We start from the raw sequence: 13,363 nt of genomic DNA on the forward strand, positions 1-13,363 counted from the left end.
TCATGACCACAGCAGCCAACCCCCGCGCCACCCGCCCGCAGGGTCTCCCGCGCGCCGGGGACGCCGGCGGCTCGAGCCGCTCCGGCATCGCACCGCTCAAGGACAACCACTACGCGCTGCTCCAGGTCGTCCTGTTCTGGGCCGGCGCGATCCTGCTTCCGCTCGGGATCGTCGTGATCGTGCTGGGCTGGTACGGCGCCGCCAACACGCCGTACCAGTGGGACCAGATGTCGTACGTCGTGTCCGGCGGCATGCTCGGCCTCGGGCTGACCTTCGTCGGCGGTTTCCTCTACTTCGGTGCCTGGCTCGCGCGGATCGCAGCCGACGGGCGCGAGTCGTCCAAGCGCCTTGCCGACACGCTGCTGGTGCTCGCCGAGGTCACCGCCACCGCGGCGCGTACCGACGAGCAGGGCCACGACGTCGGCGCGATCCCGGTCGTGGCCGGCGGCGGCACGACCATGCACCGTCGCGACTGCGCGCTGATCGCCCACCGCGACGACCTCGCCCCCGTGGGCGAGGACAACGCCCACCTGGCTACGTGCCGGGTGTGCCGGCCGACGGCTCGGCGCTGAGGTCGATCTCCCTCTCCCGTGCGGCGGCCGGGGTGCCGGCGCCGAACCACCGGGCCAGGGGGAGCAGGGCGAGCACCAGGACCATGGGCACGACGAAGCCGTAGCGCAGCTCGTCCTGGCCGACGACCCCGGTGAGCACGGCGCCGAGCAGTCCGCCCACGTAGTTGAACTGGTTGAACCTGGCGATCACCGCATCCACCCGCTCGACCGAGCCTCCGGCGATCCGCGCCGCTGCCGAGAAGCTCAGGGGTGCGACGACCGAGATCCCCGCGCCGGTGAGGGTGAAGCCCAGCACCGCCACCAGCCAGGTCGGTGCGGCGGTCACCACGACCAGGCCGGCGCACGCGACGACGGCGCCGACGCGCAGGACCGGCGTGGCGCCGTACCGCTCCACGAGGGCGTCGCCCGCGACTCGGACGACCAGGCTCGCCAGCAGGTAGGGGAGGGCGGCCAGCGCGACGAAGCGTGAGGGCGCGTCCACGACGTCGTCGAGGTAGACCGCTCCCCAGGTCTGCGCCGCGGTGTCGACCATGTAGAACACGACCATCCCGAGGCCGACCATGAGGATCGGCCGCCAGGGGATCGCCGGCCCCGCGGCCGTCGCCGTGGCCGGGTCCGTCTCGCGCGGCTCGCGAGGCAGGAAGGCCGCCGCGGCGGCGAGGAGCGGCACGAGCGCGGTGAGCGCGGTCCAGCCGAGGGCGGCATCCTCGGTGGCCAGGGTGGTCGCCGCGCCGAGAAGGCCGCCGAGCGTCCAGGCCCCGTGGAAGCTCGGCAGGATGGTGCGGCCGTAGCGCCGCTCGAGAGCGACCGCCTGCATGTTGGTGGTCGCGTCCACGACCCCCAGCCCCACGCCGTACAGCCCGACGCCGACGAGGTACGCCGCCCACGCGGGTGCGGCGAGCATCAGCGCCGAGCCCGCCGCCGCCAGCACCAGTCCCGCCCGCAGCACCCGCGCGCTCGCCACGCGCGCCGCGAGCCGCTCGGCGAGCACGGACCCGGCTCCGGCCAGCAGCACGATCGCCAGCAGGACCGCGGAGATGCCCAGCTCCGAGAGGTCCCACCGCTCCTTGAGGTCCGGGAGCCGGGTGGTCAGGCCGATGAACACGAAGCCCTGGGTGGCGAACCCGAGCGCGATGGCGAGCCGGTACCGGGTCAGGGCCATGCCGGGGATCCTGCCACCGGCGGCACCACGCTGGCAGGATGTTCGCCATGGCCGACTCCGCGTTCCTGGCCCGGCACGGCGCGACCGAGTGGAGCGTCTCGGGTCAGCACACCTCCCGCACCGACCTCCCGTTGCTGCCCGACGGCGAAGACGTCGCCCGGGAGCTCGCCGTACGGCTGGGCGGCACGACCTTCGCCGAGGTGCTGACGAGCCCGCTGCTCCGGGCGCGGCGGACGGCGGAGCTCGCCGGCTTCCCCGACGCCGAGGTCTGCGACGACCTCGTCGAGTGGGGGTACGGCGACTACGAGGGCCGCACCACCGCGCAGATCCGCGAGGAGGTGCCGGGCTGGACGATCTGGACGCACCCGACACCGGGCGGGGAGCCCGCCGACGCGGTCGCCGCGCGCTGCGATCGCGTCGTCCAGCGGATCCGGGCCGCCGCGGGGCCGGTCCTCGTCTTCGCCCACGGCCACGTACTCCGAGCGCTCGCCGCGCGCTGGCTCGGCCTGCCGGTGCGGGAGGGGCGGCTCTTCCGGCTCGACACCGCCACCCTCTCCGAGCTCGGCTACGAGCGGGAGACGCCGGTCCTGCTGCGCTGGAACAGCTGACGCGTGCCCGATGCTCGACGAACGGCTTGACGAACGCGCCCGCGCGCAGGACGGTGTCGGACATGCCGACCGATGAGCCCGGGCCCCGCGGCGGCAGCGACGGGGTGCGCGTGGAGTGCCCGCGCTGCCCGGCGCCGGTGGCCGAGGTCGGCGACGGGCGCTGGTCGTGCCCGGACCACGGCGTCGTCGTACCGCTGTGGCGGCCGGTGGCGGCGTCGTACGACGCGTTCGCGGCGCACCTGCTGCGAGTCGGCTCCTTCCCGACGTACCTGCCCTGGCCGCTGGGGCCGGGCTGGTCGGTCAGCGACTTCGCGGCCGTCGTCTCCGGCGACCCCGACGACCCGTCGACGCGCGCAACGATGGCCTGCGTCGCCGGCACCAGCCAGCTCGACGGGCCCGTGGACGTGATGGTGGTCAGCGAGGAGCCCGGCACCGGGTTCGGCGCCCGGGTCGCCGGGCTCGCGACGCCCGACCAGCCCGACCGCATCGACCCCGGCCACGAGGTCGGCGACGGACCGGCCCCGGTCCGGGTGCGGGTCGACCAGTACCCGGTCGGTCTGTGGCCGGTCTCGGTCAGCACGACGCCGGGGGAGTGGGACCGCTCGGTGCTCGCCGGGGAGGCCGGCGGTCGATGGCTGTGGCTCGTCCTGCGCCCCGCCTCGGCGATCCTGCTGCTGCGCGACGACTGGATCCTGCGCGACATCTCCGCGACGGGCCCGCAGCTGGTCGCGCTTCCGTTCGGTGGCCCGGCGCCCTCGTGGTGAGGCGTCCGCCACTACTCTCGGCGGGTGACGATCGACCTGCACACCCACTCCGCCGTCAGTGACGGGACGGCGTCCCCGGCGGACCTGGTCCGGTCGGCGGCCGCGGCGGGTCTGGAGGTCGTCGCGCTCACCGACCACGACACCACCGCGGGGTGGGACGAGGCGGTCGCCGCGGCGGAGGAGACCGGGGTCGGGCTGGTCCGGGGGATCGAGATCAGCACCCGCTTCCGCGGCGCGGGCGTCCACCTGCTGGCGTACCTGCCCGAGGCCGGCGACCCGGCGCTCCAGGCCGAGCTGGGGCGGATCGTCGCCGGCCGCGAGGGCCGGGTGCCGGCGATGCTGGCCCGGCTGCGGGAGATCGGCATCCCGGCGACCGCGGAGGCGCTCGCGGAGGTGAGCCCCGACAACCGGGTGACGGGGCGACCGCACATCGCCGACCTGCTGGTGCGCCTCGGCGTCGTCGCGGACCGCGACGAGGCCTTCGCGCGCTATCTGTACGACGGCGGGCCGGCGTTCATCGACCGCTACGCCGCGGACCTCGTGGCGATGATCGGGCTGGTCACCGCGGCCCGCGGGGTCGCGGTCATCGCGCATCCGTGGGGCCGCGGATCGGCCTCGACGCTGGACGAGGCGGCCTTCGCCGAGCTCGCCGACGCCGGCCTGGCCGGCATCGAGGTCGACCATCTCGACCACGATGCACCCTCCCGCGGCCGCCTGCGCGCGATCGCCGACCGGCTCGACCTGGTCGTCACGGGGGCGAGCGACCACCACGGCACCGGCAAGACCGGCCACGACCTGGGCTGCGAGACCACCGACCCACGGCAGCTGGACCGCATCCTGGAGCGGGCCGCGGCCCTGGGCTCCACGACCGGTCTGGCCGGAAAGGCGCGCTGATGATCGAGTACGTCCTCCTCGTCGAGGTCTTCGTGACGCTCTTCGTGATCATGGACCCGGTCGGCACCGTCCCGATCTTCCTGTCGCTGACCGCGGGCCGGAGCCCGGCCACCGCGCGCCGCGCCGCGTGGCAGGCCGTCGCGGTGTCCTTCCTCGTGATCACGCTGTTCGCCTTCTTCGGCCAGCAGATCCTCAACTACCTGCACATCTCGCTGCCCGCGCTGCAGTGCGCGGGTGGCCTGCTGCTCCTGCTCGTCGCGCTCGAGCTGCTCACCGGGAAGAGCGAGGAGATGACCGCCTCGGCGGACGCCAACATCGCGCTCGTCCCGCTCGGCACCCCGCTCCTGGCGGGCCCCGGCGCGATCGTGGCCACCATGCTCTTCGTCCAGGACATCGACACCTGGGAGGACGGCATCGCCGTCGCGCTGGGCGTGGTCGGCGTCCACCTCGCCCTGTGGGCCGCCATGCGCTACTCGCTGCCGATCCTGCGCCTCATCCGCGACGGCGGCGTCCTCCTCGTCACCCGCATCGCGGGCCTGCTGCTCTCCGCCATCGCCGTCCAGCTCGTAGCGGACGCCGTACGCGCCTTCGTCGCCGGCGAGGGCTGACCCGCGCCGTGATGTTGAGTCGTCACTTCTGACCCGCCGAGTCGTCGCTTCTGACCCGTTGACTTGCCGATCTCTCCGCGTGGCGTCGAGCTCGACCGGTCAGATGTGACGACTCGGCCGGTGGGATGTGACGACTCGACGGGTCAGAAGTGACGACTCAACATCACTTGCGGCCGAGGGACTGGAGGCGCTGGAGGGCGGGGCGGGGGACGAGGCGGGTGGCGGCGACGATCGCCTTGTAGCGCTTCGACGGGATCGACAGGGCACGGCCGCGGTCGAAGTCGGCGAGGGCGTCGCGGACCAGGCGGTCGGGCTCGAGCCAGAGGAGCCGGGGTGCGGAGGAGTCGCGGTCGACGCCGAGACGCTCGTGGAACTCCGTGCGCACGAAGCCGGGGCACAGCGCCATCACGCTCACGCCCTGCGCGGCGTACTCCTGGTGGGCCCACGCGCTGAACGAGTTCACCCACGCCTTCGCCGCGCTGTAGGTGCCTCGGGGGAGGAAGGCGGCCACGCTCGACACGTTGACCACGCCGCCGCGACCCCGCTCGACCATGCCGCCGAGGGCAGCATGGGTCAACCGGAGTACGGCGCGCACCAGCACGTCCTGCTGGGCCTGCTCGACGTCGATCGGGTTGTCGAGGAAGCGCTCCTTGAGCCCGAACCCGGCGTTGTTGACCAGCAGGTCGACCGGCGCCGAGCGGTCGGCCAGCCGGGCCTCGACCCGGGCCAGGGCATCGGGCGCCGTGAGATCCGCGGGCAGCACCTCCACTCCCACGCCGTACGACGTGCGCAGCTCCTCGGCGACCGCCGCCAGCCGCGCCTCGTCGCGGGCCACGAGGACCAGTCCGTCGCCGCGGGCGGCGAGCTGGCGGGCGAACTCCAGACCGATGCCGGCGGTCGCGCCGGTCACGAGGGCGGTGGGCATGCCGCAAGACTAGGAGGTCATCCGGCATGATGGTCCCCGATGAACAGCGTGCAGGCGGCTCCCACGATCCTCGCCGTCGCCAACCAGAAGGGCGGCGTCGCGAAGACGACCAGTGTCGCGTCCATCGGCGCGGCGCTGGCCGAGCGCGGCCAGTCGGTGCTACTGGTCGACCTCGACCCGCAGGCCTGCCTGACGTTCTCGCTCGGCATCGACCCCGAGGACCTGGAGCTGTCCGTCCACCACGTGCTCACCAAGGGTACGGCGGTCGACGAGGCGATCATCGAGACCGACGACGGCGTCGACCTGCTGCCGGCGACGATCGAGCTGGCGCGCGCGGAGGCCGACCTGCTCACCCGCACCGGCCGGGAGCACGTGCTGCGCGGCGTGATGGAGGACCTCCAGGCGAGCGGCCGCACCTACGACTGGGTGCTGCTCGACTGCCCGCCGTCGCTGGGCGTCCTCACCGTCGCCGCGCTCACCGCGGCCAGCGGCGTCCTGATCCCGCTGCAGTGCGAGACCCTCTCCCACCGTGGCGTGGGCCAGCTCCTGGACACCGTCCACGACGTGCGCCGCTTCACCAACCGCGAGCTCGCGGTGTGGGGTGTGCTGCCCACGCTGTACGACGGCCGCACCAACCACGCGCGCGCCGTACTGGAGACGATCGCGGAGACCTACGACCTCGAGGTCGTCGAGCCGCCGATCCCGAAGACCATCAAGTTCGCCGAGGCGCCGGCCGCCGGCCGCTCGATCCTCGCGACCAGCCGCTCCAGCAAGGGAGCCCAGGCCTATCGCGACGTCGCCGGCACCCTCCTGGCCCGCGCGGAGCGCTGATCGCACGGTGTCGAAGCACGCAGCGCGCTCGGACTCCGGCCGCCACCGCGGGGGGCGGCGGGTCGCCCGTCCGCCCGCCGGGCGACGCCGTGCCGCGCCGCGCCCGCGCTACGGCCGGATCACCGCGCTCGCCGCGGCGCTGACCGTCACCGCGGTCGGCGTTGCCGGCGGCCTCGGTCTGCTCCCGGGCGGGGCGGACGGACGGGCCGCGGCCAGCGCCGCGGGCACCGGCGAGGGTGCGGCCGCGCACACGCCGTCGCCGCCGACCGCCTCGCCCCCCGCGGCCCAGGACACGCCGAAGCCGGACGAGCTGCCGGCGCTCGACGGCCCGGTCAACGGCGAGCTCGCCGACGTCAGCACGCGGATCGCGGCGGTCTCCGACTCCACCGAGCTGCCCTCGGCCTCCGGCGCGGGGCGCCGGGTCGTGTTCAGCGAGGGACGGCAGCGGGTCTGGCTGGTCGACGCCGACGGCTCGGTCGAGCGCACCTATCTCGTCTCCGGCAGCATCTACGACAACCTCGAGCCCGGCACGTACGCCGTGTACTCGCGCAGCCGGAACGCCATCGGCATCGACGACTCCGGCACCATGGAGTACTTCGTCCGGTTCACCCAGGGCACCCAGGGCGCCGCGATCGGCTTCCACACCATCCCGGTGGACGAGGGCCGGCCGGTCCAGACCGTCGCCCAGCTGGGGACCCCGCTGTCCCACGGCTGTATCCGCCAGGAGCGGAGCAACGCGATCGCTCTGTGGGAGTTCGCGCCGATCGGCACCAAGGTCGTCGTCACCGCCTGAGCCGTCGTTCCCCCCGGGGCGGGTCGCTCGCCCCGTCGGTCCCTTCGGCCGCACCGGCCTCACCGGCCTCACGGGTAGCAAGGCCTCTCCGTGCCGGATTTGCCCCGCGGCGGGGGCGTCTGCCTAGGGTGCCCGGATGCTCGCCCCGTATGGAAAGCACCTTGCCACGATCTGCGCCGCGCTGATGGCGCTCGCCCTCGGCGCCTCGCTCGCGCCCTCCGACAGTGCCTCCGCCACGGCCACCGCGCGCACCGCGGGCCCCGAGGCCGCGCCCGCCGAGGTGGGCGGCGGCTACGAGGTCCGCGCGATGTCGTTCAACATCCTCACCGCCTCGATGGCGCCCGGCGGCGAGGGCCGCGCGCACCGCGCCGCGAGCGAGGTCCAGGACCGCAAGCGCAACGTCGTCGCCTTCCAGGAGGTGCACCGCTCGCAGCTCAAGGTGCTGCGCAAGCGCCTGTCGCGCTTCGCGTTCCACCCCCGCCGCAGCCTCGGCAACTACAGCTCGGCGATCCAGATCGCGTGGCGGAGCGACGAGTACGACGTGCGCGACAAGGGCGCGATCTACCGGCCGTCCATGGGCCACCAGCGGGCGATCCCGTGGGTCAAGCTCAAGCACCGCGCGACCAAGCGCGTGATCTACGTCGTCGCGATCCACAACGCCCCCGGTGGGCTCGAGGCCGAGCGCGACATCTCGACCGTGCGCGAGATCAAGCTCATCAAGCGGCTCGGCGCGAAGGGCAACCCGGTTCTCGTCATGGGCGACATGAACGAGCGCGTGGAGTTCTGCAAGCGCGTCGCGCGGGCCACCGACCTGGTCTCCCTCGGCGGCACGAAGCGCAATCCCTGCCCGGTGCCGCCGAAGGCCGGCCCGGACTGGATGCTCGCCACCTGGACCGGCACCGAGTTCAGCGACTACGCCAAGATCTACAACGGCATCAGCGACCACCCGGTGCTCGTCGGCAACGTGTGGGTGGAGCCGCTCGCGAGCTGACTCTCCGCACCACAGACGCGAGGAGCCCGGGCATCGCCCGGGCTCTTCGCGTCGTGTCGTGCTGTGTCGCCCTCGGGCCCTGCGGGCCGGGGCCGAGACCTCAGGCGGTCTGGGTCTCCGTCCCGCTCCCGGTGCCGCCCGTCCCGCCGCTGGCGCCGCCACCGCTGCGCCGGCGACGACGCCGGTTGCGACTCGCCGGCCGCTCGCCGCCCTCGGCGGCCGCGCCCTCGCCGGCCGCGCGGCCCTCGGCGGCCGGCCTCTCGCCGCCCTCCTCGACGGGACGGCCTCCGCGGGTGCGGGTGCGCGTCCGGGTCCGGCTGCGCTCGCTCGTCCGGCGGTCGCCGGAGCGGCCGCGCTCGCCCGACCGCTCGCCCGACCGCTCGCCCGACCGCTCGCCCGACCGCTCACCACGGGGCGCCTGCGGTGCCGGCGGCACGACCCGGCCCTTCGTGCCGGGCGCGATGCCCTGGTCGTGGTAGAGGTGCTCGGAGGTGGAGTACGTCTCGACCGGCTCGTCGAAGGGCAGGTCCAGCGCCTTGTTGATCATCTTCCAGCGGTGCACGTCGGTCGCGTCGACCAGCGTGATCGCGATGCCCGAGGCGCCGGCGCGGCCGGTGCGGCCGATCCGGTGGACGTAGGTCTTGTCGTCCTCGGGGCAGGTGTAGTTGATGACGTGGCTGACGCCGGCGACGTCGATGCCGCGCGCGGCGACGTCGGTCGCGACGAGCGCCTGGATCTTGTCCTCGCGGAAGCGGGTGAGCGCCTTCTCGCGCGCCACCTGCGCCATGTCCCCGTGCAGCGGGCTGGCCTTGAAGCCGCGCTCGACGAGGTCGTCGGCGACCCGCTGGGCCTGCCGCTTCGTGCGGGTGAAGATCACGATCTTCCCCGCGTCCTCCGCCTGCAGGATGCGGCCGATGATCTCGGGCTTGTCGAGGTCGTGGGCCAGGTAGATGAACTGGGCCGTCGCCGGCACCGTCGCGTTCTCGTACGACGACTCGGCGCGGATGTTCATCGGGTGGCGCATGTGGATCCGGGCGAGCGAGACGATCGCGGCCGGCATCGTCGCCGAGAAGAGCATCGTCTGCCGGGTCTCGGGGGTGAGCCGCAGCAGCTTCTCCACGTCGGGGAGGAAGCCGAGGTCGAGCATCTCGTCGGCCTCGTCGAGGACCAGCGCGTGCACGTGGGAGAGGTCGAGGACCCGCCGGTTGGCGAGGTCGATCAGGCGGCCCGGCGTCCCGACGACGATGTCGACGCCGCTCTCGAGCGCCTCGATCTGACCCTCGTAGCCGACGCCTCCGTAGACGGTGAGGACGCGCAGCCCGCGGTCCTCCGAGGCCAGGTGGAGGTCGCTGGAGACCTGGAGCGCGAGCTCGCGGGTCGGGGCCACGATCAGCGCCTGCGGCTTGCCCTGGGGGATCTCGGCGTAGTCGGGGTCGCTGGGCGCCACGCTGCGCTGGATGACCGGGATGCCGAAGGCCAGGGTCTTGCCGGTGCCGGTGCGCGCCTGGCCGATCAGGTCGGTGCCCATCAGCGCGACGGAGAGGGTCATCTCCTGGATCGCGAAGGGGTGCACGATGCCGGCGCGCTCGAGGGCGTCGCAGATCTGCGGCATCACGCCGAGGTCGCGGAAGGTCGGCGCCGCGGTCTCGGCGGCCTCGGCGGCCGCGGTCTCCGGGGCAGGGGTGGACGCAGGGGTGGTGTCGTTGGAAGTCAGTGCTCTGTTCGCTTTCGTGAGTGTCGTCAGCCGGTCGGCAGGCGCCAGATCAAATGCGGCTGTTCACACTCAGCCGCGCACATACGTGGGCGGGTGCCCGAGCGGGCCGTGGCGGACCCCGAGGGGTGCGGGCAGGCTCTCGCTGCCGTCGAGTCTACCGGCCGGCCGCACGGCGGGGGCCATCGGCGGCGGCGCGCCGCCCTTGTACGCTCGGGCCATGGCTGAATCCGCCGACGCGAGCCCCCTGACCGCCGACGGCGACCCGGCGTACCGGGAGGCCGTGGTCGACCTCCTCGCAGCGATCGCGTACGGCGAGATCTCCGCCTTCGAGCGGCTCGCCGAGGACGCGAAGCTGGCGCCGAGCCTGGCCGACAAGGTCGACCTCGCGACGATGGCCAGCGGCGAGCTCGCCAAGGTGCACGCCCTGCACGAGCGGATCCGGGCGTTCGGCGCGGACCCGTTCGCGGCGATGACGCCGTTCCGCGAGCCCCTCGACGCCTTCCACCAGCACACCGCGCCCGCGGACTGGTACGAGGGCCTGGTCAAGGCGTACGTCGGCGACGGCCTGGCCAACGACTTCTACCGCGAGATCGCGGCCTATCTCGACCCCGAGACCCGCGACCTGGTCATCTCCACGATGGAGGAGGGCACCCACGCGGCGTTCGTCGTCGACCGGGTGCGTGCGGCGATCGCCGAGGACCCGCGCCTCGGCGGACGGCTCGCCCTGTGGGGCCGCCGACTGATGGGGGAGGCGCTGACCCAGGCGCAGCGGGTCGCCGCCGACCGGGACGCGCTCACGGCACTCCTCGCGGGTGGGGTCGACCGCCCCGGCCTCGACCTCGCGGCGCTGGGCCGGATGTTCACCCGGCTCACGGAGCGACACCTGGGGCGGATGGCCGAGCTCGGCCTGGAGGCCTGACCCGCGCTGCGGCGCCGTGCCCGGAGAGTCGGACCGGAATCCCACGCCCGGTGGGTGCTGCCCGGTCCCGGGCGTCCCGCGGTCTAGGCTGACCGCGACGACAGCCCGTCCCCGACTCCAGGAGCAGTACACGTGGCAGCGATCGAAGCCGTCGGAGCCCGCGAGATCCTCGACTCCCGCGGCAACCCCACCGTCGAGGTCGAGGTCCTTCTCGACGACGGGTCCTTCGCCCGGGCGGCGGTGCCCAGCGGCGCGTCCACGGGCGCCTTCGAGGCCGTCGAGCTGCGCGACGGCGGTGACCGGTACGCCGGCAAGGGCGTCCAGAAGGCCGTCGACGCCGTGATCCAGGTGCTCGGCCCCGCCGTCGAGGGCCTCGACGCCGCCGACCAGCGGCTGGTCGACCAGACCCTGCTCGCCGCCGACGGCACCCCCAACAAGGCCCAGGTCGGCGCCAACGCGATCCTCGGCGTCTCGCTCGCCGTGGCGCGGGCGGCGGCCGACTCCGCCGACCTCCCCCTCTACCGCTACGTCGGCGGGCCCAACGCCCACCTGCTGCCCGTGCCGATGATGAACATCCTCAACGGCGGCGCCCACGCCGACACCAATGTCGACATCCAGGAGTTCATGGTCGCGCCGATCGGGGCCCCGACCTTCCGCGACGCGCTGCGGGTCGGCGCGGAGGTCTACCAGGCGCTCAAGTCGGTCCTCAAGGCGAAGGGCCTGGCCACCGGCGTCGGCGACGAGGGCGGCTTCGCGCCCGACCTCGAGTCCAACCGGGCCGCGCTCGACCTGATCGCCGAGGCGATCGTCAAGGCCGGCTACGAGCTCGGCACGGACGTGGTGCTCGCCCTCGACGTCGCCGCCTCGGAGTTCTTCGAGGACGGGTCCTACACCTTCGAGGGCGCGAAGAAGTCGGCGGAGGAGATGATCGCCTACTACGCCGAGCTCGTCGCGTCGTACCCCATCGTCAGCATCGAGGACCCGCTCAACGAGGACGACTGGGACGGCTGGAAGGCGATCACCGACCAGCTCGGCGACACGACCCAGCTCGTCGGCGACGACCTCTTCGTCACCAACGTCGAGCGCCTGCAGCGCGGCATCGCCGGCGGCCAGGCGAACGCGATGCTGGTCAAGGTCAACCAGATCGGCTCGCTCACCGAGACCCTCGACGCCGTCGAGCTGGCTCACCGCAACGGCTACCGCAACATGATGAGCCACCGCTCGGGCGAGACCGAGGACACCACGATCGCCGACCTCGCGGTCGCGACCAACTGCGGCCAGATCAAGACCGGCGCCCCGGCGCGGTCCGAGCGGGTCGCGAAGTACAACCAGCTGCTGCGCATCGAGGACGAGCTCGGCGACGCCGCGCGCTACGCCGGAGCCGGCGCCTTCCCGCGCTACCAGGGCTGACCCATCCCACCAGGAGCCGCGCCATGGCCGTGACACCGGGCGACCGCCGTCCGTCGCGCAAGCCCGGCCGCCCCCGCTCGGGGCGGTCGGGACCGCGGTACGCGGAGCGGCTCAAGGCCGAGCGCAAGCGGGCCGCCCGCGAGCGCGAGGCGGCGCTCGTGCGTGCGCGCGCCGAGCACCAGCACAAGGCTCGGCTCACGAGCCGTGCCGCGATCCTGGTGCTCGTCCTCGCCGTGCTGGCCGTCTCCTACGCCTCGTCCCTGCGGGCCTATCTCCAACAGCGCGGCAACATCGAGCGGCTCGAGGCCCAGATCGCCGAGCGCGAGGCCACGATCGAGGACCTGCGCGACGAGAAGGCGCGATGGGACGACCCGGCCTACGTCTCGCAGCAGGCGCGCGCCCGCCTCGGGTACGTCGCCCCCGGCGACACCCCGTTCGTCGTCGTCGACGAGCACGGCAACCCGCTCGACGCCTCCGCCGAGCTGGGCGACCCGGCACAGGTCGACGACCCGGACCGGCAGACCTGGTACGGCGGGGTGTGGGACTCGATGAAGGTCGCCGGCAACCCGCCCACCAAGGTGCGCGACCCCCAGGACGAGATCAAGGCACCCAAGGAGGACCTGCCCCAGTGAGCGAGCCCATGACCAGCACGGACGAGGCGGTCATCGCGGCTCAGCTCGGCCGGCCGCCGCGCGGGGTCCACGCGATCGGGCACCGCTGCCCCTGCGGCAACCCCGACGTCGTCACCACCGAGCCGCGGCTGCCCAACGGCACGCCGTTCCCCACGACGTACTACCTCACCTGCCCGCGGGTCTGCTCGCGCATCGGCACCCTCGAGGCATCCGGGCTGATGCGCCAGATGCAGGACCGGCTCGGCACCGATGCCGAGCTCGCGGCCGCCTACCGCAGTGCGCACGAGGCCTACCTGGCCGATCGCGCCTCCGTCGGGGCGGAGGGCGGCTTCGAGGTCCCCGAGATCGACGGCATCTCGGCGGGCGGCATGCCCGACCGGGTCAAGTGCCTGCACGTCCTGGCCGGCCACGCGCTGGCCGCCGGCCCGGGCGTGAACCCGCTCGGGGACGAGGTCCTGGAGATCCTCGGCGACTGGTGGGACAAGGGCCCGTGCGTCGCCCCCGAGCCGCCCGAGCGGCCCGAGTAGTGCGCGCGGGGCA

General features: G+C 73.7%; 15 protein-coding genes. 12 read left to right on the plus strand and 3 right to left on the minus strand.

Going from position 1 to position 13,363, the window contains the following annotated elements; all coding sequences use genetic code 11:
- Positions 1 to 2 precede the first annotated feature (2 nt).
- Positions 3 to 572 carry a hypothetical protein gene (locus tag ACJ5H2_RS06420; RefSeq protein ID WP_408898737.1) on the plus strand — a complete coding sequence of 190 codons (570 nt, stop codon included), beginning with the start codon at positions 3 to 5 and terminating at the stop codon, positions 570 to 572.
- On the opposite strand, the gene ACJ5H2_RS06425 is transcribed toward ACJ5H2_RS06420, so the two are convergent.
- Positions 535 to 1,734: an MFS transporter gene (locus ACJ5H2_RS06425; RefSeq protein WP_408898738.1), complete on the minus strand. Its 1,200-nt coding sequence runs from the start codon at positions 1,732 to 1,734 to the stop codon at positions 535 to 537. The genes ACJ5H2_RS06420 and ACJ5H2_RS06425 overlap by 38 nt on opposite strands.
- Before the next feature lie 38 nt (positions 1,735 to 1,772).
- On the opposite strand from ACJ5H2_RS06425, the gene ACJ5H2_RS06430 reads away from it, so the two are divergent.
- From ACJ5H2_RS06430 to ACJ5H2_RS06445, 4 genes are all read left to right on the plus strand, one after another.
- Positions 1,773 to 2,342, plus strand: a complete 570-nt coding sequence (locus ACJ5H2_RS06430; RefSeq protein WP_408898739.1) for a histidine phosphatase family protein — start codon at positions 1,773 to 1,775, stop codon at positions 2,340 to 2,342.
- 62 nt (positions 2,343 to 2,404) lie between these two features.
- Positions 2,405 to 3,106 carry a DUF6758 family protein gene (locus tag ACJ5H2_RS06435; RefSeq protein WP_408898740.1) on the plus strand — a complete coding sequence of 234 codons (702 nt, stop codon included), beginning with the start codon at positions 2,405 to 2,407 and terminating at the stop codon, positions 3,104 to 3,106.
- 24 nt (positions 3,107 to 3,130) lie between these two features.
- The gene (locus ACJ5H2_RS06440; protein WP_408898741.1) at positions 3,131 to 4,000 is read left to right on the plus strand and encodes a PHP domain-containing protein; all 870 of its coding nucleotides are present in this window, start codon (positions 3,131 to 3,133) and stop codon (positions 3,998 to 4,000) included.
- Positions 4,000 to 4,608: a MarC family protein gene (locus ACJ5H2_RS06445; RefSeq protein ID WP_408898742.1), complete on the plus strand. Its 609-nt coding sequence runs from the start codon at positions 4,000 to 4,002 to the stop codon at positions 4,606 to 4,608. The genes ACJ5H2_RS06440 and ACJ5H2_RS06445 overlap by 1 nt, the downstream gene beginning before the upstream one ends.
- Positions 4,609 to 4,771: 163 nt before the next feature.
- On the opposite strand, the gene ACJ5H2_RS06450 is transcribed toward ACJ5H2_RS06445, so the two are convergent.
- Positions 4,772 to 5,533: an SDR family NAD(P)-dependent oxidoreductase gene (locus tag ACJ5H2_RS06450; RefSeq protein ID WP_408898743.1), complete on the minus strand. Its 762-nt coding sequence runs from the start codon at positions 5,531 to 5,533 to the stop codon at positions 4,772 to 4,774.
- Positions 5,534 to 5,572: 39 nt separating this feature from the next.
- Here ACJ5H2_RS06450 and ACJ5H2_RS06455 point away from each other — a divergent pair, with 39 nt between their 5' ends.
- From ACJ5H2_RS06455 to ACJ5H2_RS06465, 3 genes are all read left to right on the plus strand, one after another.
- A complete protein-coding gene (locus ACJ5H2_RS06455; protein ID WP_408898744.1) occupies positions 5,573 to 6,364 on the plus strand; it encodes a ParA family protein in 792 nt (263 codons plus the stop codon).
- A 7-nt stretch (positions 6,365 to 6,371) separates the two neighbouring features.
- The gene (locus tag ACJ5H2_RS06460) at positions 6,372 to 7,157 is read left to right on the plus strand and encodes a L,D-transpeptidase (RefSeq protein ID WP_408898745.1); all 786 of its coding nucleotides are present in this window, start codon (positions 6,372 to 6,374) and stop codon (positions 7,155 to 7,157) included.
- 136 nt (positions 7,158 to 7,293) lie between these two features.
- A complete protein-coding gene (locus ACJ5H2_RS06465) occupies positions 7,294 to 8,148 on the plus strand; it encodes a hypothetical protein (RefSeq protein WP_408898746.1) in 855 nt (284 codons plus the stop codon).
- A 100-nt stretch (positions 8,149 to 8,248) separates the two neighbouring features.
- Here the strand turns inward: ACJ5H2_RS06465 and ACJ5H2_RS06470 are convergent, their stop codons facing one another.
- A complete protein-coding gene (locus tag ACJ5H2_RS06470; RefSeq protein WP_408898747.1) occupies positions 8,249 to 9,760 on the minus strand; it encodes a DEAD/DEAH box helicase in 1,512 nt (503 codons plus the stop codon).
- Between the two features lie 319 nt (positions 9,761 to 10,079).
- On the opposite strand from ACJ5H2_RS06470, the gene ACJ5H2_RS06475 reads away from it, so the two are divergent.
- The 4 genes from ACJ5H2_RS06475 (at position 10,080) to ACJ5H2_RS06490 (ending at position 13,350) form a co-directional block, all read left to right on the plus strand.
- The gene (locus ACJ5H2_RS06475) at positions 10,080 to 10,781 is read left to right on the plus strand and encodes a ferritin-like fold-containing protein (RefSeq protein WP_408898748.1); all 702 of its coding nucleotides are present in this window, start codon (positions 10,080 to 10,082) and stop codon (positions 10,779 to 10,781) included.
- Between the two features lie 132 nt (positions 10,782 to 10,913).
- Positions 10,914 to 12,191 (plus strand): phosphopyruvate hydratase, encoded by a 1,278-nt coding sequence (gene eno / locus ACJ5H2_RS06480; protein ID WP_408898749.1) that lies wholly within the window; start codon positions 10,914 to 10,916, stop codon positions 12,189 to 12,191.
- A gap of 23 nt (positions 12,192 to 12,214) precedes the next feature.
- Positions 12,215 to 12,823, plus strand: coding sequence for an FtsB family cell division protein (locus ACJ5H2_RS06485; RefSeq protein WP_408898750.1), 609 nt, complete (start codon positions 12,215 to 12,217; stop codon positions 12,821 to 12,823).
- Entirely contained in the window at positions 12,820 to 13,350 is a 531-nt protein-coding gene (locus ACJ5H2_RS06490) for a DUF501 domain-containing protein (RefSeq protein ID WP_408898751.1), read from the plus strand. Before ACJ5H2_RS06485 ends, ACJ5H2_RS06490 begins: the two co-directional genes overlap by 4 nt.
- Positions 13,351 to 13,363 lie beyond the last annotated feature (13 nt).

This window comes from Nocardioides pymetrozini, assembly GCF_046058985.1.
Classification (GTDB): domain Bacteria; phylum Actinomycetota; class Actinomycetes; order Propionibacteriales; family Nocardioidaceae; genus Nocardioides.

Bases quoted from the DNA above. Each gene is read 5' to 3' on its own strand.
- ACJ5H2_RS06420 (WP_408898737.1), top strand. From the start codon at position 3: ATGACCACAGCAGCCAACCCCCGCGCCACCCGCCCGCAGGGTCTCCCG.
- ACJ5H2_RS06425 (WP_408898738.1), bottom strand. From the start codon at position 1,734: ATGGCCCTGACCCGGTACCGGCTCGCCATCGCGCTCGGGTTCGCCACC.
- ACJ5H2_RS06430 (WP_408898739.1), top strand. From the start codon at position 1,773: ATGTTCGCCATGGCCGACTCCGCGTTCCTGGCCCGGCACGGCGCGACC.
- ACJ5H2_RS06435 (WP_408898740.1), top strand. From the start codon at position 2,405: ATGCCGACCGATGAGCCCGGGCCCCGCGGCGGCAGCGACGGGGTGCGC.
- ACJ5H2_RS06445 (WP_408898742.1), top strand. From the start codon at position 4,000: ATGATCGAGTACGTCCTCCTCGTCGAGGTCTTCGTGACGCTCTTCGTG.
- ACJ5H2_RS06450 (WP_408898743.1), bottom strand. From the start codon at position 5,533: ATGCCCACCGCCCTCGTGACCGGCGCGACCGCCGGCATCGGTCTGGAG.
- ACJ5H2_RS06455 (WP_408898744.1), top strand. From the start codon at position 5,573: ATGAACAGCGTGCAGGCGGCTCCCACGATCCTCGCCGTCGCCAACCAG.
- ACJ5H2_RS06465 (WP_408898746.1), top strand. From the start codon at position 7,294: ATGCTCGCCCCGTATGGAAAGCACCTTGCCACGATCTGCGCCGCGCTG.
- ACJ5H2_RS06470 (WP_408898747.1), bottom strand. From the start codon at position 9,760: ATGCCGCAGATCTGCGACGCCCTCGAGCGCGCCGGCATCGTGCACCCC.
- ACJ5H2_RS06475 (WP_408898748.1), top strand. From the start codon at position 10,080: ATGGCTGAATCCGCCGACGCGAGCCCCCTGACCGCCGACGGCGACCCG.
- ACJ5H2_RS06485 (WP_408898750.1), top strand. From the start codon at position 12,215: ATGGCCGTGACACCGGGCGACCGCCGTCCGTCGCGCAAGCCCGGCCGC.